The 25,007-nt window shown below is 38.8% G+C and carries 29 protein-coding genes and 1 other annotated feature; of the genes, 26 read left to right on the top strand and 3 right to left on the bottom strand.

Going from position 1 to position 25,007, the window contains the following annotated elements:
- Position 1: 1 nt before the first annotated feature.
- The 22 genes from IAE53_RS09795 to IAE53_RS09695 all read left to right on the top strand — a co-directional run bounded on the left by IAE53_RS09795 (position 2) and on the right by IAE53_RS09695 (position 19,656).
- Positions 2–487 (top strand): phage terminase small subunit P27 family, encoded by a 486-nt coding sequence (locus tag IAE53_RS09795; protein WP_200136041.1) that lies wholly within the window; start codon positions 2–4, stop codon positions 485–487.
- Positions 488–747: 260 nt separating this feature from the next.
- Entirely contained in the window at positions 748–2,493 is a 1,746-nt protein-coding gene (locus tag IAE53_RS09790; RefSeq protein WP_368668227.1) for a terminase large subunit, read from the top strand.
- A complete protein-coding gene (locus IAE53_RS09785; protein WP_200136039.1) occupies positions 2,490–2,675 on the top strand; it encodes a hypothetical protein in 186 nt (61 codons plus the stop codon). Before IAE53_RS09790 ends, IAE53_RS09785 begins: the two co-directional genes overlap by 4 nt.
- Positions 2,672–3,829, top strand: coding sequence for a phage portal protein (locus tag IAE53_RS09780; protein WP_200554223.1), 1,158 nt, complete (start codon positions 2,672–2,674; stop codon positions 3,827–3,829). Before IAE53_RS09785 ends, IAE53_RS09780 begins: the two co-directional genes overlap by 4 nt.
- The gene (locus IAE53_RS09775) at positions 3,807–4,358 is read left to right on the top strand and encodes an HK97 family phage prohead protease (RefSeq protein WP_200136037.1); all 552 of its coding nucleotides are present in this window, start codon (positions 3,807–3,809) and stop codon (positions 4,356–4,358) included. The genes IAE53_RS09780 and IAE53_RS09775 overlap by 23 nt, the downstream gene beginning before the upstream one ends.
- 11 nt (positions 4,359–4,369) lie before the next feature.
- Complete coding sequence (locus tag IAE53_RS09770; protein WP_200136036.1) at positions 4,370–5,572, top strand: phage major capsid protein; 1,203 nt, start codon at positions 4,370–4,372, stop codon at positions 5,570–5,572.
- Positions 5,538–5,720, top strand: a complete 183-nt coding sequence (locus IAE53_RS11440; RefSeq protein ID WP_370568057.1) for a HeH/LEM domain-containing protein — start codon at positions 5,538–5,540, stop codon at positions 5,718–5,720. Before IAE53_RS09770 ends, IAE53_RS11440 begins: the two co-directional genes overlap by 35 nt.
- Before the next feature lie 40 nt (positions 5,721–5,760).
- Entirely contained in the window at positions 5,761–6,078 is a 318-nt protein-coding gene (locus tag IAE53_RS09760; RefSeq protein ID WP_200136034.1) for a hypothetical protein, read from the top strand.
- On the top strand, positions 6,065–6,373 hold the full coding sequence (locus tag IAE53_RS09755) for a hypothetical protein (RefSeq protein ID WP_200136033.1): 309 nt from the start codon (positions 6,065–6,067) through the stop codon (positions 6,371–6,373). The genes IAE53_RS09760 and IAE53_RS09755 overlap by 14 nt, the downstream gene beginning before the upstream one ends.
- Complete coding sequence (locus IAE53_RS09750) at positions 6,360–6,716, top strand: HK97 gp10 family phage protein (RefSeq protein ID WP_148423677.1); 357 nt, start codon at positions 6,360–6,362, stop codon at positions 6,714–6,716. Before IAE53_RS09755 ends, IAE53_RS09750 begins: the two co-directional genes overlap by 14 nt.
- The gene (locus IAE53_RS09745; RefSeq protein ID WP_200136032.1) at positions 6,713–7,045 is read left to right on the top strand and encodes a hypothetical protein; all 333 of its coding nucleotides are present in this window, start codon (positions 6,713–6,715) and stop codon (positions 7,043–7,045) included. Before IAE53_RS09750 ends, IAE53_RS09745 begins: the two co-directional genes overlap by 4 nt.
- Position 7,046: 1 nt before the next feature.
- Positions 7,047–7,628 (top strand): major tail protein, encoded by a 582-nt coding sequence (locus IAE53_RS09740; RefSeq protein ID WP_200136031.1) that lies wholly within the window; start codon positions 7,047–7,049, stop codon positions 7,626–7,628.
- 47 nt (positions 7,629–7,675) lie between these two features.
- Positions 7,676–8,038, top strand: coding sequence for a hypothetical protein (locus IAE53_RS09735; RefSeq protein WP_200136030.1), 363 nt, complete (start codon positions 7,676–7,678; stop codon positions 8,036–8,038).
- A 256-nt stretch (positions 8,039–8,294) separates the two neighbouring features.
- Positions 8,295–11,639: a phage tail tape measure protein gene (locus IAE53_RS09730; RefSeq protein ID WP_200136029.1), complete on the top strand. Its 3,345-nt coding sequence runs from the start codon at positions 8,295–8,297 to the stop codon at positions 11,637–11,639.
- Between the two features lie 3 nt (positions 11,640–11,642).
- On the top strand, positions 11,643–12,368 hold the full coding sequence (locus tag IAE53_RS09725) for a hypothetical protein (protein WP_200136028.1): 726 nt from the start codon (positions 11,643–11,645) through the stop codon (positions 12,366–12,368).
- Entirely contained in the window at positions 12,365–16,063 is a 3,699-nt protein-coding gene (locus IAE53_RS09720; protein WP_200136027.1) for a phage tail spike protein, read from the top strand. The genes IAE53_RS09725 and IAE53_RS09720 overlap by 4 nt, the downstream gene beginning before the upstream one ends.
- 1 nt (position 16,064) lies before the next feature.
- On the top strand, positions 16,065–16,193 hold the full coding sequence (locus IAE53_RS11570) for a hypothetical protein (protein ID WP_010276360.1): 129 nt from the start codon (positions 16,065–16,067) through the stop codon (positions 16,191–16,193).
- Positions 16,194–16,195: 2 nt separating this feature from the next.
- Positions 16,196–16,432, top strand: a complete 237-nt coding sequence (locus IAE53_RS09715; RefSeq protein WP_200136026.1) for a hypothetical protein — start codon at positions 16,196–16,198, stop codon at positions 16,430–16,432.
- 1 nt (position 16,433) lies between these two features.
- A complete protein-coding gene (locus IAE53_RS09710) occupies positions 16,434–16,673 on the top strand; it encodes a hypothetical protein (protein ID WP_200136025.1) in 240 nt (79 codons plus the stop codon).
- A gap of 12 nt (positions 16,674–16,685) precedes the next feature.
- Positions 16,686–17,777 carry a GH25 family lysozyme gene (locus tag IAE53_RS09705; protein WP_200136024.1) on the top strand — a complete coding sequence of 364 codons (1,092 nt, stop codon included), beginning with the start codon at positions 16,686–16,688 and terminating at the stop codon, positions 17,775–17,777.
- A gap of 9 nt (positions 17,778–17,786) precedes the next feature.
- Entirely contained in the window at positions 17,787–18,092 is a 306-nt protein-coding gene (locus IAE53_RS09700) for a holin (protein WP_200136023.1), read from the top strand.
- A 1,165-nt stretch (positions 18,093–19,257) separates the two neighbouring features.
- Entirely contained in the window at positions 19,258–19,656 is a 399-nt protein-coding gene (locus IAE53_RS09695; RefSeq protein ID WP_200136022.1) for a hypothetical protein, read from the top strand.
- 122 nt (positions 19,657–19,778) lie between these two features.
- On the opposite strand, the gene IAE53_RS09690 is transcribed toward IAE53_RS09695, so the two are convergent.
- From IAE53_RS09690 to rpmF, 3 genes are all read right to left on the bottom strand, one after another.
- Positions 19,779–21,374, bottom strand: a complete 1,596-nt coding sequence (locus tag IAE53_RS09690) for a hypothetical protein (protein WP_200136021.1) — start codon at positions 21,372–21,374, stop codon at positions 19,779–19,781.
- A gap of 185 nt (positions 21,375–21,559) precedes the next feature.
- Positions 21,560–22,195: a copper homeostasis protein CutC gene (locus tag IAE53_RS09685; RefSeq protein WP_148423778.1), complete on the bottom strand. Its 636-nt coding sequence runs from the start codon at positions 22,193–22,195 to the stop codon at positions 21,560–21,562.
- 66 nt (positions 22,196–22,261) lie between these two features.
- Positions 22,262–22,435, bottom strand: coding sequence for a 50S ribosomal protein L32 (gene rpmF, locus IAE53_RS09680; RefSeq protein WP_004914654.1), 174 nt, complete (start codon positions 22,433–22,435; stop codon positions 22,262–22,264).
- Positions 22,436–22,739: 304 nt separating this feature from the next.
- On the opposite strand from rpmF, the gene IAE53_RS09675 reads away from it, so the two are divergent.
- The 4 genes from IAE53_RS09675 (at position 22,740) to rplT (ending at position 24,805) form a co-directional block, all read left to right on the top strand.
- Complete coding sequence (locus tag IAE53_RS09675; protein WP_200136020.1) at positions 22,740–23,375, top strand: DUF1361 domain-containing protein; 636 nt, start codon at positions 22,740–22,742, stop codon at positions 23,373–23,375.
- Positions 23,376–23,401: 26 nt separating this feature from the next.
- Positions 23,402–23,526, top strand: a sequence feature (ribosomal protein L20 leader region).
- 12 nt (positions 23,527–23,538) lie between these two features.
- Entirely contained in the window at positions 23,539–24,078 is a 540-nt protein-coding gene (gene infC / locus IAE53_RS09670) for a translation initiation factor IF-3 (protein ID WP_345961087.1), read from the top strand.
- 65 nt (positions 24,079–24,143) lie between these two features.
- Positions 24,144–24,341, top strand: coding sequence for a 50S ribosomal protein L35 (gene rpmI / locus IAE53_RS09665; protein ID WP_002815120.1), 198 nt, complete (start codon positions 24,144–24,146; stop codon positions 24,339–24,341).
- A gap of 44 nt (positions 24,342–24,385) precedes the next feature.
- Positions 24,386–24,805 (top strand): 50S ribosomal protein L20, encoded by a 420-nt coding sequence (gene rplT / locus IAE53_RS09660; RefSeq protein ID WP_004914648.1) that lies wholly within the window; start codon positions 24,386–24,388, stop codon positions 24,803–24,805.
- The last annotated feature ends 202 nt before the right edge of the window (positions 24,806–25,007 follow it).

The raw sequence follows: 25,007 nt of genomic DNA, 5'->3' as shown, positions 1-25,007 counted from the left end.
GATGGCTGGAACAAGCGCCAGTGGGCGAAAACCAAAATTAAATAACCCGAACGTTAAAAACAAACCTCGTGCAGAACGTGCAAAACGAGCTATTGAAAACAACGGTGACTTTCAAGCAATTAAATCACCACCGTCTCGTTTAACTTCGGAAGAGAAAACGCTCTACAAACATATTGTTCAGGAATTTAACAGTAAAGGTATTTTGAAAGACTTGGATAGTTCTATTCTTGAAGAATTTGTTGTACAGGTATCGGTTAGCCGTCAAGCTCGCAAAGTCATTAATGAGCATGGCGTGGTTATTTTTGAAGATGACAAAATGAAAAAGAATCCAGCGGTTGACGTTTTGAACAACGCAGTAAAAAACATTAAGTCGTTAGGTTCATCATTAGGATTAGATCCAATAAGTCGTAGTTCTATTTTAGCTGATGTCACTTCTGAAAATGATGATGACGAAACAGACGATATAGTTGCTAAGATGGGTGGGTAACTTTTTTAGGGTAACAGTAACTTTAAATCACTCTGCATAATAATATATATATAATAATATATTGTATTATGTTACTTTGTTACCTTTGGTCTGTGAAGCCTTGTGGCTCATAGGATTAGATAGGTAACATTTTTTTAGCAAAGTAACACGTTTTTTGTTACTTTTGGAAACTCTCTCATAATCTCATTTAATAAACGTTACTTTATAATTATATTTAACTGTTATATTTTACCTAGAAAGGAGATGATTTTTTGGATAAAGTGACACAATATGCACAAGATGTTATTAGCGAAAAACGAGTCGCTGGTGAACTTTTAATATTGAGTGCTAAGCGTCATCTGGAAGACCTGAAACGTAAAGATTGGGATTATGAATTTGATTCCAATTACGTTGATGGTCTTTTATTGTTCGCTCAATACGTGCCAGATCCAGATACAGGTGTTCCTATGCCATTGATGGATTGGGAAGTGTTTATTTTAGGGTCATTGGTCGGTTGGCGAAACAAAAAAACAGGTGGTAAGCGTTACCGTAAAGCTATTGCAAGTATTGCGCGCGGTCAAGGTAAGACTTATTTAGCTAGTGTTCTAGCGACTTATGACTTCTTCGTACAATCTTATAAAAAGAATAACCAAGATATTATCGTGGCTTCTAACACGGTTGCACAATCAAAGAAGTTGTATGGATATATTCGTGGCACGATTAACAAAATGCGCCAAGGTATCTTTAAAAAGCGTGATAAGGACATTGCTGATACATACGAAACAATCACGATGAAGTCAAAAAACAATGTCATTGTGCGATTGTCTGCTGATGGTGGTAAGTTTGATAGTTATCACGCTACTACTGCCATATTTGATGAGGCGGGTGACCAAAAAAGCCGCGAAGCCTTTGGGAAAATCACATCAGGGCAGGTCAAGATTGAAGAAGCATTGTTCTTGATGATTAGTACAGCATACCAAAACCCTAATGCACCATTGCGTGAAGATATTAGAAACGTTGCTAATGACATTAAAAGTGGCGCTCATGAGTTAGACGACTTCTTTTTAGCGGTTTGGTCACAAGATAGCCCTGATGAGGTGTTTAAACCAGAGACTTGGGAGAAGTCTAACCCATTGTTAGGTCTAGAAAGTCAGCACATGAAACTGTTAAATGGTCTGGTTTCAGAGCGAAATACACTCATGTCACAGGGAAAAATTAACGATTTTCTTGTTAAAAACATGAATATTTGGCTAAATGCTGAAGAAAACGCCGCTTTTTCACTAGAAGACGTGCAAAACGCTGTTATTCATGATTTTGATATGCACAATCGTCAAGTTTACATCGGTTTCGATAATTCTATGACTAGTGATGACGCTGCATTGGCGTTTGTTTTCCCATATATAGATGAAAACGGAGAACAACGATTTCATTTGTATCAACATTCGTTTATACCGTGGCACAAGGCTGGAAATATTGAAGCTAAGGAAAAACAAGATGGTATTAACTACCGTGACATGGAAGCTAGAGGATTTGCTGACATTACACAACACAGACGTGGCTTAATCGACAATGGATTTGTCTATCAGTGGTTAATGGACTTCGTGGAAGAGTATGAACTTGAAGTTTTGGTGTTTGCTTATGATTCGGCACATGCTTATGCATTTATTCAAACGATTGAAGAAGCAACAACTTGGACGATGTTACCAGTAAGGCAAGGTTCACTAAGTTTGAACGAACCAACCAAGTGGCTGCAAGATAGTTTCATTGAGGGACGTGTTACGAGACTAGATGATCCAATGATGGAGAAATCATTGATGAACGCAGTAGTCACTAGTGACAATAATGGTATAAAAATTGATAAAAATAAGGCAACATTAAAAATTGACTTGGTCGATGCCCTAATTGATGCCTTGAAACAAGGTATTTATCATTTTGAAGACTTCGCTGCAACAGAACAGAGCGAGTTTGACAGAATGAACGATGACCAGATTAACGAATACTTTACAAGTGGAGGTTTTGGCTTTTGAAAATGATTAAAAGTACAGTCAATTGGCTGTTTAAAAACATATCAGACATTACTTCACTATTGGGAGCGGCTGCGATTACGTATGCTGCTTTTTTATTGCACATCATCGTTGGTTTTGTGGTTCTAGGAGCGTTCCTGCTGTTAATCAGTGTCTTCACACGTTCCAATAAAGGAGGTGAATGATGTTTTTTGAAAAAAGAAGCCAACCTATTAGGGGTTCTGGAAGTTCATATACGGTGTCAAGCGGTCAAATGGTCTTGGGCGGTGGTTATATCAGTGCTGATAGAGCTTTGAAGAATAGTGATGTATGGACTGCTGTTAATATCATCAGTTCTGATATTGCTCGTGTTAAGTTTCATGCACCGAATAAGCAAAAAATAGATAAATTGTTAGGCACGCCAAGTCGAGTGACTAATCGCTTTAATTTTTTCCAGTCTATGATTGCGCAAATGCTGTTGACTGGTAATGCTTATGCTTTGAGACGATTAGATGGCTTTGGTGAATATCTTGAATTTGTCTCACCGTCTCATATTCAACAGTATTTAAGTGATGACGGACAGGTCACTACTTATGACATTACGTTCAACGGTACACAAGAAGATGACTTGAAAAATGTACCAGCAGATGATGTGATTCATTTACGGTTACTTTCAACTGACGGTGGTTTAACTGGTAAAAGTCCATTAACTGCATTAGTTGATGAGTTGACACTGCAATCCGGCAACAACAAACTGGCTAACTCTGTGTTTAACAAGTCCGCTAATCCTAGCGCTATGTTGAAACTAAATACTGGTCAGAAACTAAATAGTGAAGGTCGCGAGGCCGTTCGTTCAGCTTTTGAAGAAGCCAACACAGGTGCAAATGCTGGTAGAGTCATGGTTATGGACGGTACTTTTGACTACTCACAGTTGGAAGTTAAAAGCGATGTTGCTAAATTGTTGACTGCTACTGATTGGACTCGTTCTCAAATTGCTAAGGCGTTTATGTTGCCGTCAGACATGTTAGGTAGTGAGTCGGAGCATTCTAATGCTGATCAGATACGAGCGACGTATAACAATACAATAGGTCGTTATCTATCACCGGCATTGGAAGAGCTGTCTATGAAGTACGGTGAGAATATTATTGCTGATATTCGTGAAGCTACCGACTTAGACGGTGCAATGCTTGAACAACGGACAACTAACTTGATTAAAGGTGGCGCAATCAGTTCTGCGCTTGGTCTTGAAATTCTTAAAGACAGCCACAGTGACTTGGTAACGCCTGATTTAATTGAAGCCGTTGGTCAAGAAAACGCAGTAGGAAAGGAGTCAACGAATGCAGGAAATCAGAACGTATAGTACCTCGAACATTGAGATACCAGATGGCACAGATGGTAGAACTATCACAGGTTATCCAGTGGTATTTGGAAAGCCGTCACAGAACCTAGGAGGATTTATCGAATATGTCGATAAGAACGCGTTTAAGGACGTTTCTTTCGATAACGTGTATTTACTCTATGGTCATGATTTTAACAACGTATTGGCACGTGTGGACGCAGGAACACTATCCATTGGGGTAGATGATACGGGCGTCTTTTTTAATGCAACCTTACCAAATACAACCCTTGCAAATGATGTGCTTGAAGATATTCGAGTTGGCAACATTCAAGGCATGTCATTTGGATTTACGGTTGCTGATGAAAATTGGCAATCAGGGGAAGAGGCGGATATTCGGACAATCCTCAAGATTGATGAGTTGTTTGAAATAACACTCACACCAATTCCTGCATACCAAGACACAAAGGTTGCCATTGCACAACGTGATAAGTTACATCGTTCATCAGAACTTGAACTTATCGAACTAAACGCCATTGAGCGTGAATTATAAGGAGATTTAGTATGACAATTCAAGAAGAATTGGCTCAAAAGCAAACAGAATTGCGAGCAAAAATTACAGAAGCACGTAAAGCGGTTGCTGACAAGGCAGATAATGCAGATTCATTGATGACAGAAGTTCGGGACTATGAATCCGACATCAAAAAATTAAAGGAATTGGTTGACGCCATGCCTGATACTCTCGATGAAGAAGATAAGGGAAAAGACGCTGGAAAGCCAGATGATAGTCAACCAACGGCACCGGCTAACCCCGCAGACGACCAACAACGATCACACACAAATGAAAAGGAGGTACGAGACGTGCCACAACCAGTAGGAAAAACACCAAAGAAAGAATACCGTGATTTGCTAAATGAGTTTTTGCACTCAAAGGGCGAAAAGCGCGATGGTATCACATCAACTGATGTAGGTGCTGTTATCCCAGAAGAAATCATTTACAACCCAGAAGCAGCCATTGACACAGTCACTGACTTGTCTTCTTTGGTAACTAAGACAGCGGTTACGACTGCTAAGGGAACTTATCCTATTTTGAAGCGTGCTTCGACAACGTTGCCAACTGTTGCTGAATTGGCTAAAAACCCAGACTTGGGAAAGCCTGAATTTACTGATGTTGAATGGGCTGTTGATACTTATCGTGGTTACATTCCAGTATCACAAGAATCTATCGCAGATGCACAAGTAGATTTGGTAGCGTTGGTATCAAATTGGGTTAACCAAGTTAAGGTCAACACTTCTAATGAAAAGATTGCTACTGTTCTGTCAAAGTTTACAGCTAAATCAGCAACATCAGCTACTTTGGTTGATGATTTGAAGACTATCAAGAACACTGCATTCGATCCAGCTTATAACTTGTCATGGGTTGTGACAGCTTCTGCTTACAATGCACTTGACTTGTTGAAAGACACTACTGGTCGTCCTTTGTTGCAAGAAGAAATCGGTAGCGCAACAGGTACGACTTTGTTTGGAAAGCCTTTGACTGTTGTTGAAGATACTGCATTCGGTGGTGCTGATGGTGCTAAGCAATTGTTCATCGGTGATTTGAAGCGTGCTTCGTTGTATGCAAACCGTGCAGACGCTGCAGTTCGTTGGGTTGACAATGATGTTTATGGTCAACTTTTGCAAGGTGTATTGCGTTTCGGTGTTTCTGCTGCTGATTCAGACGCTGGTGTATTTGTCACAATCACTGACACACCCAGTCAAGGCTAATAACCTAGCTGATGAAACGCCAGCTAAACCAACCGACGCTAATACGGTCGCTGAAATCAAGGCGTGGTTAGACGCACACAATGTGTCTTATTCATCAAGCGCTGTAAAGGCTGACTTGTTAGCATTGGTCAACGACACAGACGCTTAAATCTGTCGAATGGGGTGTGAAGCCCATTAAGGAGGTCTTTATGGCAGAAGAAAAAGACTCACTGTTTGAAAAGGCGAAGGTAGCTGTTCGTTCTACTGTTGTTGATGATGAACTTGATACAGAATTGAACGATTTGATTTTGGCAGCTCGTGCAGACCTGAAGATATTTGGATTGGTTGATAAAGCTGATTCAAACGATAACGTATTGATTACACAAGCCGTACTTCTTTATGTGAAAGCTAATTGGGGTTATGACAATCCAGACGCTGAACGTTTCGGGGCGTTGTATCAACAGTTAAAGGACAAGTTAAGTGTCTCAACACAATACTTGCAAGGTGCTGATTATGAAGTGGGATAAGCCTTTGTATTTAATCACAGAAACTGATGGGCAAGATGACATCGGTAACTACAAACCAATCAAAACACCACGAAAAGTGTATGCTAATCCATTTACGGTTGGTCGTGCTGAATTTTCGGCTGCTGCTCAAAAAGGTTTAAAGCCTGAATATTCGTTTCAAGTAAACACGATTGATTATGTAGGCGAAGAAAAGGCTGAATATCTTGGTCAAGAGTATGACGTTTACCGCACACAACAAAGTGGCGATAAGACAACATTATACTTAACAAAGAGGGTAGCTAATGGCGGAAATTAACCTTGCACAAGAAATAGCACGACATTTGAAGCAATATAGTTCAGATGTTGAGCGTGATTTGCAAAGTGCTAAGAAAGAGGTTGGTCAGAAAGCCGTTAAACAGTTACGCAATGCCGGTAACTTCGATAACAGAACAGGGCGGTATCGTAAAGGGTGGCGCTTACAAAAGGTTGGTAATAATTACGTTATTTTTAACGCAACAGACGCTTCATTAACTCATTTACTTGAGTTTGGTCACGCCTTACGAAACGGTGGACGTTCTAAGGCATTCACGCACATTAAACCAGTTGAACAAATGGTTATCAATGAATTTGAAGCAGTCGTCAGAAAGGAGCTGTCATGAAATTAAGTGATTTTTATCAGCAACTCAAAAACACAACTGGTTTACCGTCTGTGTATCATCATTGGACGGTTGGTAAAGCGCCTGCCTTGCCTTATACCGTGTATTACGTTGTTGAACGTGATGACATGATAGCTGATGACCAAAGCTACTTCAAAGTGCGTTCAATAAATATCGAACTATACACGGATTCCAAAGACGAAGACTTGGAAACACGTGTTGAGTCATTTTTGAACGGTCTGGGTATCGTGCCTTATATCAGTGAGCAGTACATTGACGATGAGAAGATGTACGAAGTAATTTATGAATTTGATTTAGAAATGGAGAAATAAAATGGTAGCAAGTGAAAACAAAGTCACCTATGGTTTAAAAAATACGCACTACGCCATCATTACAGATGATGGTAAAAAGATTACTTATGGCACACCCGCTGCTTTGCCTGGTGCAACAGAATTAACACTTGACGCAAACGGTGACGGTATTGAATTTTACGCTGATGACACAAAGTATTTCAGTGCCGACAACAACCAAGGGTATACGGGTAAGTTGACCATTGCCAAGTTGACAGAAGCGTTTGAAAAAGATGTGCTTGGTCTTGATGACAGCAAAGGTGTATCAACGGAAAACGCTAACTCAAAAATTAAGCGTATTGCTTTGATGTTTGAGTTTGATGGTGACCAAAAAGCAACACGTCATTTGTTGTTTAACGTGTCATTATCACGACCTGGTGATGGTTCAAAGTCTAAGGAAGACAAGGTCGATGTGAACACACAAGAACTTGAATTTACAGCAGCGCCTGATCCATATTCTGGCGATGTTAAGACTAAGACTAATTCAGCAACTACTGAAGCGGTCTATAACGCATGGTATGACGCCGTGTTTACAGGTACATCAGCTCCAGCAGGTGGTGAATGACAAAGTGGGTTATCCCACGTACATACCAAAATGAAAGAGGTTTAAAAATGGAAAAAACAATCAATATTGATGGTAAAGACGTGAAGTTGATTTCAAGTGGTGCAACACCAATCATTTATAAGAACGCATTTGGTCGTGATTTCTTCGCAGACTTGGGACAATTCTTAAAAATTGCTGAAACGGCTAATAAGTCCAAAAAGGGTCAAGAAATGGCTGCGCTGTTACCATTATTTGAAAATGGAGACATTGCAATTATGTATAACTTCGTTTGGGTATATGCAAAGAACGCAGACATGAGTTTAAAACCATTAGATGAATGGCTTGCTGATTTCACTGAATTTCCAATGTTTGATTTTCTTGGTGATGTCATGGAATTGGTTATGCGTTCAGTGACAACAAAAAAAGCCTAAAGACCAGTCAAGAAAGCGACGAGACATTTGATGATGAAAGTTATCTGTACGTTGCGAAAAAGGCTGGTCTTTCATTTGAAGAAATGCAGATGATGGATATAGGGCAAGTGATGGACTATATCACGGAGTATGTCAATTCTGAAACGCCTGATAGTGATAAAGACAAAAAAGTCAAAGCTAATCAGGCAATGTTTGATTCATTTTAAAGAATTAGCGCTTATGAGCGCTTTTTTTGTACATAAATTAGGAGGTAGCTATGGCAGGAAGAATTAAAGGTATCACAATTGAAATTAATGGCGATACAAAAGGTTTAGATAAAGCGCTGTCTGGTGTTAACTCCAATGCCAATAAAACTCAAAGCGAGTTGCGAGATGTCAACAAACTTTTAAAGTTAGATCCAGGCAACACAGAATTAATTGCACAAAAGCAAAAACTGTTAGCACAAGCAATTACGCAAACCGGCGATAAGTTAAAGACGTTAAAAGACGCACAAGCACAAGTTGACGCGCAATTTGCTAAAGGTGACATCGGGGAAGAACAATATCGTGCGTTTCAACGTGAAATAGCTTCAACCGAAGCGACGTTAAAAGGTTATAAGTCTCAACTTTCCACAGCTGAAAACAGTCAACAAGAATTGAGCCAATCGACACAAAGATTGCAAAATTATTTTAAGGCTACCGGAACGTCTGTTGATGATTTTAAAAGTGTGCTTGGTACACGGCTGGTTAATGCAATTAAGAGTGGTACGGCCAGTTCTGAATCACTAGACAGAGCCTTGCAAATGATTGCCAAAGAGAGTGGTGTGGCAAGCTCTGATATGTCAAAACTGACACAGACACTCGATAAGGTTGATGATACTAATATCACTAATGCCTCAAAAGCCATTGAGGACTTAGGCAATAAGACTGATGAAACGTCTGGGAAGATGGACGTGTTCAAAGGCGCTACTATGGCTGAGGGTCTATCACAGGTAAGTGACAAGGCTTCAGAAATGGGTGGTGCTATTGTTGAAACCGCAATGGATTTCGGTAATGCACAATCATCAATGCAGAACACGATGGGTCTAACGGCTTCAAGTGCAAAATCTGCCACAGACGTTGTCAAAAATGTTTTTGGAACAGGAATGGTTGATAGTGTTGATGCAGCTAATGAAGCTGTTCAAGATGTTATAAACGGCTTTGGCACGATTGTAAGCAGTGGTGACATTAAAAAGCTGTCTCTTGATTTGGTTGCGGTTTCAAAACACGGCGGTGTTGATATTAAAGACGCAGTTAACTCATCTAGTCAAGCTATGAAAGCTATGGGACTTACAGGTCAAGAAGCCACTGATTTGATTTCTAAAGGGTTACAAGATGGATTGAATAAGAACGATGACTTCTTAGATACGGTTAACGAATATGCACCAACATTTCAAGATGCAGGCATCAGTGCAGGCGGTATGTTATCGGTCTTAAATGCAGGAATGCAAGCCGGGGCATTCAATACCGATAAGGTAGCTGACGCTGTGAAAGAATTTCAACTTAGACTAACGGCAGGTCAACTTGATGAGCCGATGAAACAGTTTAGCAAATCAACACAAGATGCTTTCGCACAATTTAAAGCTGGAAAGGCAACAAGTGCTGATGTTATGGCTTCTGTTGGTCAAGACCTATCTAAAATGCCGGCTGATAAGGCTAAAGCTGCAGTTCAAGGTCTAGGAACACAATTCGAAGATTTGGGGCAACAAGCTTCATCATCATTGCTAATGGCTACCAAAGAGACTGAAAAGACTACCGGCGCTACAAAAAAGATGAACGAACAGACGCCAGGCGAAAAATGGACAAGCGCATTAAATAAGTTGAAGTTGTCATTTTCAGACATCGTTATTCAAATGACGCCATTAATTAATAAGTTATCAGACTTAATAAAATGGTTTGATAACTTAAATCCGACAGTAAAAACAGTAATTGGTGTATTTGGAGCTATATCAGTGGCCATTGCCGCCTTGGCACCGGTAATAACAATGATAGCTGGTATTATTGGTACGTTTGGTGCTACCGCCTTGTTACCAATTATTGGAATTATAGCTGGTATCATTGCAGCAATAACAGCCATCGTGGTAGTTTTCCAAAACTGGGGAGCTATAGTTGATTGGATTAAAGGTGTTTGGTCAGACATGGTCAACAACGTTAAAGCAATTTGGAACGATCTAATATTGTCAATCAACGTCGGAATAGCAAACTTTCAAATATGGTGGGGAAATATTTGGACTGCCATTAAACAAAAAGTATCAGATATTTGGAAGGGTATTGCCGATACTATCAGTAATATTTGGGGTGGCGTTGTTTCGGTTGTATCAACTGTATTTAATGCTATAAAAAATGTTATTGAAACCATTTGGAATGGCATAAAGACTTTCTTTACTGTTACGTTCGCGGTCATACAGGCACTGTTCATCTCCGCATTTAATATTTTGACGGTACCAGTAAGACTAGCATTCGAAATTATCAAGGCAATTATTACGGTTGCTATGCAAGCTATTACAGCTTTCTTAACGCCTATCATTCAAAAAATACAACAAATTTTTACGGTTGCATTTAACGCAATAAAAGACTTTTTAACTAATGTTTGGAATGGCATTAAAGCAATTTTCACTGTTGTTATTGGTTTCATAAGTGCGTTTATTACACGGGAAATAAATGGTTGGAAAAATATTATTAACACAGTTATGAACGTCATTAAAGGTGTTGTGTCATCTGTTTGGAATGGCATTCAGTCAGTTATTACGTCTGTTCTGAATGTTGTCAAACCTATCATATCGGCAGCTTGGAATGAGATTAGTAGTATTACCAGTAGTGTATTTAATGCCGTCAAGTCGTTTATAACAGGAGTGTGGAATGGCATTAAATCTATTGTCACTGGTGCAGCCACTGCGGTGTTCACATTTGTTTCAAATACCTGGAACAAAATTCAATCTGTGACATCATCAGTATTTAACACTGTTAAGTCAACAGCTAGTTCCGTCTGGAACGGTATCAAGTCAACCATTTCATCCGTTGTTAATGGTATCAAGAGTACGGTAAGCAATGTCTGGAACGGTATCAAGTCATTGACTACGAGTGTTTGGAATGGGATTAAGTCAGCTATCACAGCACCTATCCAGGCTGCAAAGGGTGTTATTTCTGGAATCGTTGACTCGATTAAGCGATTGTTTAATTTCAAGCTAAAGTTTCCTAAAATTGATATTCCGCATATTCCGTTGCCACACTTTAACTTATCTGGTTCTTTTAATCCATTAAAGGGCAAGATACCTCACATCGGTGTTGATTGGTATGCAAAGGGTGGTGTGTTCACTAAGCCTACTTTGTTTGCTAATAACGGTGGTTTTAGTGGTGTTGGTGAAGCGGGTCCGGAAGCAGCATTACCACTTAATGCTAAGACGTTGGGCGGTATTGGTAAGGGCATTGCTGAAGCAACTGGCGGATTAGGTGGTGATACCATCAACGTCACGGTTCAAGTGTTAGCTGATACGTCAGCACAAATGATAAAGAAGCTAACAGACGCTGTGACAGACGGAATTACACGTGCTCAAAATTCTAAAGCTAGAGCGATAGGAGGTTAATCAGTGAGACGAGGAGATTTTAATATCAACGGTTTTGTTGGTTCTGCCAATGGAGCTGTGATTACAAACTGGTTTGATACCGGTATACCAGAACGAAAAACAACGTTAAACGATAGTGCGGTCGGATTAGATCGTGCTATTTTGTTTGATGACGGTAACTATGCTAATCGAGAGTTTGAGTTTGAGTTTTCGATTCAAGCCGACACAGAAGCGCAACGAAAGTCACGGTATACGGCTTTCATGGTTGCGTTAGACACTGGTAAATACGTGCCTGCTACGTTTTATTTTGATGACCAGTATCAGTACCAAATCGTAAGAACGGACGCAGTAGACGTTACGAGACCGCTTGTATTTTCATCTACAAGAATATACAAGGTTAAAGTGAGTGCAGCACCGTATAAGTATTTGTTGAACGTATCAAATGTTTCTGGAACATCACTGACGTTGACTAATCCAGAACTATATTATGCGAAACCACATTTTATTATCAAGGCAACAGGGGCAATCAATCTAACAGTCAACGGTGTTGTTACTAAGTTGACAAATGTCACGACTAGCATTGAACTTGATTCAGCACTACAAACCGTTTGGCGAATGGACGGTGTAACAGTCGTTAATGAGAATGCAAAAATGGCAATTGGTAATTTTCCGTTACTTAAGCCGGGAACAAACACCGTATCGGTGAACAGCGGGACTGTTGAAGTAGAACCAAGATGGAGGACACTATGACACCAATTTTATATGAAAAAGATGAGATTGATTTCACTTCACAAGGTCTTGGCTCATTGGTTGAAATTTATGATGTTGATGTAGAGGAACAACGCAACGGTTTACTACAATTAACGGCTAGCTATCCAGTTTCTGGTGTGCGATATGATGATATATCGGTTGGTCGTATTATTCTAGCTAAACCTAACCAACGAGACGATGTTCATGCTTTTAGAATTGTTAGCACAGAACTTGACATCAGTGGTTATGCGGTGACAATTGAAGCAGATTCAATTACCTATGATCTAACACACAACCTTGTAAAACACCTGAATGCTTCTGGAAACGGACAAGCGTTTATGACAGCGCTTAAAAATGCAGTTGTTAATCCATCCATTTTCGCCTTTTATTCTGATATTGCGACGTCATCAACAACGTCAATCAATTACGTTAATCCTATGGAAGCTATCATGGGAACAACTGGCTCATTCTTACAGATATGGGGTGGTGAGTTAAAGCGCGAGAATAGGCGAGTAGCCATGTTCAACAGACGTGGTCGTGATAATGTTTCAACGTTTAGACTTGGTAAAAACATATCAGGTCTGAAATATAGTGTTGACATCAGTTCATTGGTAACGCGCATTATTCCAACTAAATCAGTTCAGAACGATGACCAAACAACCACAACGTTGGAAGGTACGCCGGTTGATTCGCAATATATCAACAATTATGAACAGGTTTACACACTACCACTTGAATTTACTGATGACACTATCAAGACAGTAGCTGATTTAAATGCAGCGGCTAAAGGTTGGTTTACTCAAAGTGCTAATACAGGCAGAGACAAACCGACAGTCACGATAGATATTGATGTTTTGAGCTTACAAGACAGTGCAGATTATCAGGATAAGTTCAAAAATTTAGAGAGTGTGTCATTGACTGATACTGTGACTGTTTATGTTCCAGAATATGGTGTGAATGTCACAGCTATCGTCAACGAACTGCATTACGACCCTATTTTAGATAGAGTTACCAAAATGACAGTTGGGACGGCTAAACAGTCGTTCGCTGATAGTTCTCGAACACAGTTATCTGATTTACAGGACAAGATTATTTCTGTTCAAAATCAAGCTGACGCAGCGGCTGTGAGTGCGAACGGTAAGAGTACAAATTACTACGGTAGCGTTGAGCCATCACACCCACAAGAAGGTGACACTTGGTTTTGGGTTAACGGTGACAAATCTGGCGTGAAGGTTTTCGTTAATGGCGACTGGGTAGACCCGGTAGATTCAGACACGCAAGAAAAAATAGCCGCCGGTGTCACAGAAGCGGTCGCACAAGCAAACGCGCACACTGATGAAGTGGAGCAAGGTCTGTCAACTGATATTGCAACAGCAAAGTCACAGGCTGCTTCACAAGCTAATGCAGCAGAGGCGAACGCTAAGAGTGCGGCAACGTCTCAATTTACGCAAGCACAAAACGCATTAGCGGCCGCTAAAACGGCTTTACAAAAAGACATTGATAAAAACACTGGTGATATATCACAAGCCCAGCTAGATATCACGGCAAATGAGAAAGCTATTGGAGCTAAAGTCAGTCAAACAGACTATGACGCAGAGACAAAGTCATTAACTACCCAAATAGGACAAGCACAGTTAACTGCTGATAACGCAGCACTATCATTGTCGAACTATCAAAAGGACGCAGACGGTCGCATTACGGCTAACACAACTGATATTGAGGCGAACACCAAGGCAATTAAAGCCAAGGTTGCACAAAGTGATTATGACGCTAACAATACAGTTTTAACCTCACGATTGACAGCCGTTAAGGCGACGGCAGATGGTGCTGAGATAGCTGTTTCAAAACTAGAAGACGCTGTGAATAACTTGGGACAAGTCAACCAGTTATTTAATACGGAGTTTACACCAGATTATCAGTCGTGGACTGGTTATGATGCAACGTTTGTTAACGATATTTACACTAAAACGTACAAAGGCTCTAATGTTGTTGCTATAAACTCTAAAGACACCGGTTATCATTATCTCTGGCAATTTGTTCCAGTTATCGCCGGTACGGTAATTTCCTTTAGCGCTTATATGCACTATAACCCAACAACGCCGGACAACAGCACGGTTTTCTTCCGTTATCAATTAGTTTTTTATAACGACAGCAACACTTCTGTTGGTCAAACGTTCGGAACGGCTAACTACCAATCTTTAGCTTGGGTACTACAAAAATCAGAAAATATTGCTGTTCCAACGGGTGCAACAAAAGTCAGAGTAACCTTCTACTCAAGAGGGGCTGGTTATGCAGCGATAGCACAACCTATGTTAGTATTCGCTTCAACTGTTGGCACATACGTACAAGGAAACTACAATAACAACGCAGCCCTTGCACAAGTGAAAATAACCGCAGATAGCATTTCTAACTTTGTTCGTGATTCAAGTGGCAACATATCATCTGACTTTCAAACAGCATTGAGTAAAACGTCTATCATAACAGGTAGCACGTTAGCCACAAGTATTCAGAAACAGACAGCGACACAGATAACATCTGCCTTGACTGATAACAACGGCAAGATTATTAGTTTAATCAATCAGGATAGTTCAGGTGTTCAAATTGCTGGTAAGAATATCGTATTAGATGGCAACACAACGGTTACTGGCGACTTCTACGCTAAAGGTGGTAACTTCAAAAACCTTAACGCTTCAAATTTAACTGTTGGAACGTTGAATGGTAGTCAAGTCAATATAACTAACATAAACGCTAATAACATTGTATCTGGTGCTATTTCGGGAGCTAACTTGAACATCAATCTGAACACTGGTTCAGTTGTGTTCCAAAAAGGTAGAATTAACAGTTCTGATTACACCACGGATATTAATATAGACCAAGGGTATATTTCTACTGCAAACGGAGTTACTAGAGCATTACTGACACAGGGAAAATTGCAATTAATTGACCCAACTTTGTTTAGTCCTCAAACAAATCCATATTTAGAAATATCAAATAATAGTTCTTTGTTTAATGGAATGTCAGCTTTGATTAAAGCAAGAGATTCTTTGACAGTTTCTATCAATGGATATGATGACAGAGGTTATGACACGCCGATATCTACTGAAAAGTTTGTCGGTTTAAGTATAGGTAAATATAACGGCAACTTGATGCCGACTAAAATAGGTGGAGCAGAACAGGGTGTCATAATATCTGGTGGTAAGCAGTATAACGATATTGTCGGTACCAGTGAACCATATATATATATTGGTTCAGATAGTAAAGGCGCCTCGCCAAACGGAGACAGAATATCATTGCAAGCCAAAGCTGTTCACATTCCATCTGCGTATAATGTTACTTGGTCGCAATCTGCAAATGTTTACATTGCCTCAGATGGTAGCTTATATCGCGCTTCATCTGCCAAGAAATATAAACAGGATATTAAACATAATGTTCCGTTAAGCGACAGTAAAAAATTACTTGAAATACCATTATCAACGTGGATAGACAAGCGCCAATATCGTGAAAAAAATGACGAAACACGGTACTTCGGTATGATTGCCGAAGATTTACGTGACGCTGGGTTAGAATACCTAGTTCAGTATGGTGAGGATAACGAAGTTGAGGGAATTAACTATGACCGTGTGGCATTATTGTTGATACCGTTAGTCAAAGAATTAAAAGAACGCATTGAAGAATTAGAAAGTGAAGGTAAATAAAATGAAACCAGATTTAAACTCAATTGTACAAACGTTATTGCAAGAGAACGCTAACTTGACTTTGCAAAATGCACAGTATAAGTCACTTGTTGAGCAATACGAGAACCAAGCCAAAGAAGAGGAGAAATAATCATGAATATGACAGTTGGAGATTTACAATTTAGTTTCGTTGACGGTAAGTTGACATTGAAGTACGCGTCAGTTTCGTTTAACGCAGGAACGTTCCCAAATAGCCTTAACGGTAATTTGCAGGTGACGCCAGATGACGGTATTAGTTTGACATCAACAGAAGATGACATCAAGGCAGCAGCTAAGACGAAAATTCAAGCGCTTATCGCAGATGCTCCGGCAGAAACAACGGAGGGATAATATGGCATTTCCACACGATATTGTCGGGTGGATAACAGTCATATCGTTTGCGGGTGGTTTATTTGGGTTAGTGTTCAAATATACAATCGGCGACAAGATTGTCAGTCTACAAGACACCATTAAAGATCTAAATAGTAATTTGAAAGCGCAGGACGGACGGCTTGACCAACATGAGGGCAAGTTGATTAGCCTTGACACACGAACGTCAGCACTAGAAAAGTGGACTGACACACACTCATAGGAGGAAAGATAAGTGAATAAATTAAAACGATGGGTGATTGCTTCTGTTGGAGCGGTTGCCTTTTTAGTTGCCACGATTTCAGGTGTTTCAGCCAATACATTGGGTATTGACGTTGCCAGTTATCAGGGCACAACCACAAGCTATTTCAGCCAGTTTAAGAGCTATGGTGATAACTTCACTATGGTTAAGCTGGGCGGACGTGGCGGCGGTGAGGGTAGTCATTATGTCAATCCTAAAGCCTACGCCCAAATTCATAACGCTGATGCCGTCGGTATGCAAACCGGTGGCTATTTCTGGGGTGAGTTTGGTGATTCAGTTAGTGAAGCGAGTTACCACGCGCAATTAGCTGTACAAGACGCACAGAATGCTGGATTAGCCAAGGGTAGTTACATCGCATTGGATTATGAAGCAGGGGCTGGCGCTAACAAGGCTAACAACACCACAGCTATCTTGACGTTCATGGATCAGATTTACGCTGCTGGCTATAAGCCAATGTTTTATAGCTATACAAGTTACGTGAATTCATACGTTGATTTAAGCCGTATCAATGCACGTTATCCAAACGCTTTGTGGTTAGCCTGGTACTTGACCAACGCACATCAAGCAACACCACCTATGCAATACTTCCCAAATTATTCCAACGTGAAGATTTGGCAGTATGCAGACAATCATTTTGGTGTTGATGGTAACGTTATGGTAGTTGGTTCATTGGATAATGATAAGCCAGCGGAGCAAACAGCTTCAAAGCCATCACAATCAACTAACACACCAAGTACACCAGCTAAAACACGCTATGCAACCTTTAGTGGTGTCTACGTGGCTGATTACTGGACTTTATATAATCACAAAACTTACGGTGTCAACATTGATATGAGTATTCCGGTGATTGATTACAACAACTATATTCCTATTTCAGCCATGACTTTGACTGACCGATATGGTAATAAGTTGAAAAATCAATACATTCAAGGCAACAACGGACGTATGGAATACTTTACTTTGACTAGCAAGTACAAGGTTATTTCACAAACCGCTACAACGATTAACGTTGAAATCGGTGGTGAGCCAGTATCGATGATGAAGTCGTTTGCAACAATCAAATAAGGAGATCACATGACACTTAATATTGACTCAAATATCGCAATCCTAGTGGTGACTTGGCTTATTGTGCAAGTATTGAAACCAACTAAAATTAACAACCACTTGTTACCTCTGTTGGCGGTAGTAATTGGTGCTATTGTTGCTTCTGGATTGTCATTCTACACAAATGACAGTAAATTAGTGCAAGACCTTGTGTTAGGTGTTTGGGCTGGTTTTGCTTCAACAGGACTAAACGAAACAGCTACTAAATCAATCACTACTATTATTGATGGATTCGCCAATGGTTTTAGTGACTCCGAAGAAAAGACATCCGAATAATATAAATAAAAAACGCTCAACTGGATTAAATTCTAGTTGAGCTTTTTTTATTTGCCCTCAACTCGCACAAATGATACCATTAAATAGCCCAACAACATCATGATGAGTTACTTCCAATTTCTAATCTGATATGTTTGTTGGGTTTTTATTTGCAATTAAAATTTAAATAGCTTACAATAAGTAAGTCTTATGTTGACACTACCCAGCAACCATCGTCGACCGTTTCATGACGTGCCCGTCTTTTAAGTGAAATGCTTGGTTGTTGGGTTTTAATTTACACAGCAATCAAATAGGGGTAGGATAGGTGTAGCCCAACAATCACTTTTTAATAATGGAGGAGTCCATTCTGAAATTGTTTTCAACTTGTTGGGTTTTTGTTTGCTATTTTAAAGTAAGTGATATACAATTTAATTCGTAGCTTGCATCCATAACTCTCGCTACATTTCTTTTACGTTTAAGGGGCACATCTGATGTGTTTCTTTTTTTATTTGCTTTCAAAAAGTAAGCACGATATAATACTGGTTACCTCAACAAGCACAGTCAGATTTACTCTATTCTTCTGATATCGCATTGTATTTGTTGGGTTTTATTAATAACTCATTTTGATTTTACTAAACGGTAGTGGTATCATTAAAAACGATATATTTTGATATAAACTAGCAGACGGCAGGTAGTGCCTGCTTTTTGTTTGCATTTAGAAATTCAAGGAGTATGATTATATTTGGCTCAACAACCAAAATATATTACATTAGCTAACGCTTTATTCTTCTCTAAATTACGATTACATGGTTGTTGAGCTTTTATTTGCTTTCAAAAAGTAAGAGTGATAACATGTAGTCAGCCCAACAATCGCTATCAAAGTTTAACGTCCATCCTTCTGATATCAGCGCAGATTGTTGGGTTTTAATATTGATTTAATATTCAACATAACGTATAGTTAGACGAGTAGTTGATTCCTGGAAGACAATTACAACGCTCATACTTGCTCGCTCATTTGCAGGTGTGAGTTTTTATTTGCTATAAAATAGTAAGTGATTTATAATTGTATTCGTAATCTTTCCCTATAAGATTAGACCCCAAAACGCGTTCAGTCAGTGTAAAAACTGGCTGATTTTTTTATTGCAATATCGAACAAGTGTTCGTATAATGTCATAGAGGTGACTTTATGGAACACAAAGACTATGATGATTTTAGCGCACTAGTAACTAACTACTTTCAACATGATTATAGAGAAAGAGGAATCAAGAAGTGGCAGGGGTATTTCCTATCTGATCACACGAATGCTTTAAAGCGCTTCAATGCTGATAACAATTTTGATGAAACGCCTATGAAGCAAATGGCAACCAACGATATTGTTAGAGAGGCTATGCACGCTATGGCTAACTGGCGTTTTGTAGTGATGCAATTGAACACAACAACGTATGAACACGATACGGCAAAGAATATAGTAGGTTTGGTAGCTAACCTTAATGATAGAAGTTTGAGCATTGAACATTCTGACGGAGAGATTAGCAGCCACTTACTAGAAGATATTAGAGCGATCAGAATTGAAAACACCGACTAGAAATTAATCTGGTCGGTGTTTTTTATTTGTACATTTTTTGTACACTATATTCGATAAAGCCTTGATATAAAGGGACAGTCAGTCCATCTAATGGCATTTGATTAGCTCCTGACTGGTATATTTTAATGTTTAAATTTCGATTTTCCTAGGTTTTGATGTTTTAAAATATAAATTATTTTTTGAGCCAAATGGGTCGACAATATCGATCCAACTATTAACAAAAATGGCAACATCATGTAGACATAGTGCTCTTGAACTTCCCACATGCATACATAAAAAAGTGATAGTGACTCAAAAATACCTAATGAAAGAACAAAGGTTATCTTCTTACGTTGGTTAAATAAGGCAGCGCTACCCTTATGCTTTAAAAATACAATGGCATTAAAGAATAAGAGACAAATACAAGTGAAAACAGAAACTATGCTTATTTGAATCATCTTGGGTGTCAAAAATTGATAGATATTTTTATATCTCATTTGAAGTTTGTAACTATCCCAGTCACGGAACGAATTAAAATATTGCATCCCAAAATCTGACTTTATACCAAATAGTACGCTACATTTGGTTTTCCAGGTATTGACTATTCCAATTGGACCCAATGAATAGAGTTTAGCAAATAATTTAGAACGTATATATGATTTTCTTTTGTCATATTCTTGATATTTGTCTGTTATCTGATTTATTTCAGACCCAGAACGACCATTGTTATAGTATGCCGTTAAGAGCCATGACTCAATCGGCATTTTATTATTTTTAGAAATATTAGGTTCATAATAAGTCTGAGATAGTGTCTTATTCGAAACAAAAGTGATAGCTTCTGAAAAAAATATTAGTGATATTAAAAAAAGTAAAAGGGGTCGCCAATTTTTGGCCATTAAAATTAAAGCTAGTATCATAATTGCTATTAAAGCAATTATTGAATTTGGACGTAAATACAATGCCAAACTCATAAATGCTCCAGAACAGATTATGTAGTACCAAGATACCGTGGGCTTTGTAAGACTGTCAAAACTGATGTCTTTTGCAGTTATCAGTAATTGAATGATATAGCGGAACGAAGCTATTAAAAATGGTAATGAATAGGTGTCTGAGTATGCAATTTGTGTAAATTGTATTAAGTATGTAGGTGAAAGTATGTAAAAAAACAATAATACATTTCCAAACGTTTTATCAAAAATCAAATCTAATAATCTCACAGATTGATAAATTGAAAAAAGAACTAACCCTTGACCAATACAGGCATTAATGAAAAAGAGATCTTCAGGAACGGTAATAATGCTCCTGAATGGTGAATCTAACCAAAACAACAAATTAGTAATTGGCACGTTATTTGGAAATATACTAAAATATTGATGCCAATTACATTTTGGAAAGTCTTTAACTAAATGAAAAGCTTGTATGTTAACTGCAAAATTATCGAAAACAGGTTTATATGGTTGAAAAAAAATAGCACCAACGACTAAAAATAATATGATGCACCAAAATATAAAGCGAATCGCACGCGATTTTTGTTTGGAAAGCCACCAAACTACCACGATGCTACAGAGTAACAATATTGAAAATAGAATATCTTTCCACAAAGGAAATAATTCAAAAGTGCCTTTAAAAGAACTATTTTTTGTAAAAATATGACCAGAGAGTACAACAGATATCCCAAAAAAGATAGCTACTATAGCCATGGTTTTCATTACAAATCTTTCTAGTGTAGCAGTATTCACAAATTCCCCCTCTAAATTGTTTCCCCAATTATGATAACTATAGTATAATTCTTTTTATATATTTATAAAATCTTTTTTGACTTAAAATACAATTTTAAGTTAAATATTCATTAGTGACGTGAAGTCCCTTATGAAATAGAAAGCTATTTAGGCTAATAAAATCTTGCAAATGTGTAATTAAGTCATTATACAATTTTAGTACCATGTACTTCAGAAATACCGAGTACATCAGCAATTTCGTCAGCATTATCGCGTGTCACGCCACCGCCAGGTAAAATGGTCATGCCAACAGGTGCATGATCCACAAGAAATTTTAATTGTGGCAAAAGTTCAGTGATAGGCGTTGTTAGCACGCCGCCATGGGTCAAAATACGCGTAACACCATGTGCAAATAACCAGTTCATAGTTTCTTGTTGTTGGTCTTTGACAATTTCATCAAATGCCATGTGCATGACAACATGTAAATTAAGGGTGTTAGCCGTCTTGATTAGTGTCGACATCATGTCGGTGTCGAGTATTCCGTTTCGAACGACACCAAAAGTGACGCATTGACCGCCTAAATCTGCAATGATTTGTAGCGTTTCTAGCATTTGATTTAATTCAGTATTGTCGTATGCAAAATCGCCGCCACGAGGACGAACCATAACGACAACCGGAATATCACCACCAACAGTTAATGTGTCAATGACAGTTCGGGTATCAGGGGTAATACCGCCTAAATCAAGGCGGGCGTTTAATTCAATTCGGTTAGCACCACGTGCAATCATTTCTTGGGCGCGATCAGCAGAGTCAACTGCGGCTTCTTTGATTTTTATAGTCATAGATCCTAAATAAAAGTTATTTCGCAAACAAAAAAACCTGTTCTACAAATAGAACAGGCATCATTGTTACTTCTTATCAACAACTTGCTTGCCGTTATAAACACCAGAAGGTGAGACGCGGTGAGCAACACGGTATTCACCAGTTGTCTGATCCAACAAAATGTTTGGAACATTCAAACCAATGTGTCCGCGGCGATTGCGCTTGTGAGACTTTGAATTCTTGTTTGATGGGGTAGCCATGATAGCACCTCCTTTCGTTTCAATTTATCAACTAGTCAAGTTTACCGAAATTTACAGCGTTTGTCAACAGTTAAACTCTATTTAATGTCAAGGGTATTTACTTGACATAAGGTTACTATAAATTTTAGGTTTTGATAAAGCTTTATTATCGTTATTGTACCATAGAATGATACTGAATACTGTTACAGCCAGTGAGACCAACTTTTTATCACGATAAAGACAATTATAGTCCTTATAAACACAGGGAACGACAACGCATTGACGTGCTAAAATATAAGATGTAGCAAATTAAGGAGGTGCTCGGATGAGAAAACAAAATTTAATTAGTATAGGTGCTATTCATCTAATTGTGGTTCTTTTCTTTTTGTTTGTCTACCTGACCCCCACACATTTTACATTTTTAAACTGGAATGTGTTTTTGGCATTGTTGCCTCTGGATTTTGCCTTAGTAGTGGCATTTACTAAACGCGTTACGGTAGCGACAATTTTTAGTATTTTATGGTTGCTATTCTATCCAAATACGATGTATATGATTACAGATTATATTCATTTACAATACATTGGTATTGGTTTGACAGTTCGTATGCAATATTTCAATTATGCGGTTTTGTCGGCAGGTATCTTTATTGGTGTTGTGTTGGGAATCTTGAGTTTGGAACTTATTTTTAAGCATTATTTTGATAAACGTCATGATGTGTTGGAATTACTACTTATGGCGGTGTTATCAATTATATCTGGTGTTGGTATATATATTGGACGTTTTCTTCGTTTGAACTCATGGGACGTTTTCACACGATTGCAGCATGTTTTAAGTTTAATCGTTGAATCATTTAGTATGCACATGATTGTTTTCGTAACATTGTTTGCTGGCGTACAATTCGCTATTTTGGTCATCAGTCATTATGGTATCCGGTTAATTCAGAACACAGTTGACAAATGATCTATGAGGTAGTAAACTAGTATCTGTTGAACAAGTAGAAGCACCCGCTTCTCGCCAAGTGATAATGTTGCTTGGCAGATACAGTTGTACGTTAAGTACTGCAAGTGTTGAAGTGGGTAAAGATTAAGTTCTTGCCCACTTTTCTTCTTGATTCACAAAATAAATTTGGAGGTGCCAGACAATAGCACGTCAACCACGACAAGTTGATCTAGTCAACGAAAATATCCGCGCACCACGTGTTTTGCTTATCCATGATGGTAAGCAAGAGGAAATGTCAACACGTGATGCCCAACAATTAGCGAATGATGCAGACCTTGATTTGGTATTGGTACAGGCTAACGCTGAAGTACCAGTTGCCAAAATCATGGACTGGGGTAAAGCGAAGTTCGAAGCGCAAAAAAAGCAAAAAGAACAACGTAAGAACCAAAAAATTGTTCAAGTTAAAGAAGTTCGTATGTCACCGGTGATTGATTCAGGCGATTTCGAAACACGTAAAAAGGCAGCAATCAAGTTTTTGTCGCAAGGCAACAAGGTTAAGTTGAATTTGCGTTTCCGTGGTCGTATGATTACTCACCAAGACATTGGACGTGGGGTTTTAGACCGCATGGCTGAAGAACTTAATGACATCGCCAAGGTGGAACAACGTGCCAAAATGGATGGCCGCCAAATGTTTTTGGTCTTGGCACCACGCGATGCCAAGTAAGTAAGGGTTTAGTCGCTTGTTTAATCAAGCATAAACAAAAATCGTAAAGTAGGAGAATTGGTCACATGCCAAAGATGAAGACACACCGCGCATCAGCAAAGCGCTTTAAGAAGACAGCTAACGGTGGCTTGAAGTCAGCTTCAGCTTATACTTCACACCGTTTCCACGGTAAGACAAAGAAGCAACGTCGTCAATTGCGTGGCACACGCATGATGGATTCAACGACTGTTAAGACATACGCTAAGATGTTGAGCACGCTCTAATTTCAAGGTAAGTCTAATTATTTAATTTCTAGGAGGAAATACCCATGCGAGTTAAGGGTGGTACAGTATCACGCGCACGTCGTAAAAAGTTTGTTAAGTTGGCCAAGGGTTACCGTGGACAACGTCGTATTAATTTTAAGGTTGCTAAGCAACAAGTTTACAAGTCATACTTGTATGCATACCGTGATCGTAAGAACACAAAGCGTAACTTCCGTAAGCTATGGATTGCTCGTATCAACGCAGCAGCCCGTATGAACGGTTTGTCATACTCAAAGTTGATGCATGGTTTGACATTGGCCGGTGTGGAATTGAACCGTAAGATGTTAGCTGATCTTGCTGTTTCTGATTTTGACACATTCTCAAAGTTGGCTGAGCAAGCAAAGTCTGCATTGTCATCAGAAAATGTTTTGGTACAAGAACGTACTGCAGCAACAACTGAAACGACAGTAGCCGTACAACGCTAATTTAAAAAACGCAATAAGCGTTTTTTTTTGACTAAAATTAGAGGTTGACAAAATAAATGATATTTGGTTTAATATTAGTAATAAATGAATGAGAAGATAACATGACAAATCAATTCGCGACAACAAAACAAATTATTATCAGCATTATTATCATTAGTTAGTGATAAGTGCTGAAATTTTTTGCGCCTATCAGACAAAACAT

The sequence above is a fragment of the Leuconostoc sp. S50 genome (genome assembly GCF_016624925.1).
Lineage (GTDB): Bacteria > Bacillota > Bacilli > Lactobacillales > Lactobacillaceae > Leuconostoc > Leuconostoc pseudomesenteroides.
The sequence above is the reverse complement of the archived record's forward strand: the minus strand, read 5'-3'. Positions and strand labels throughout refer to the sequence as shown.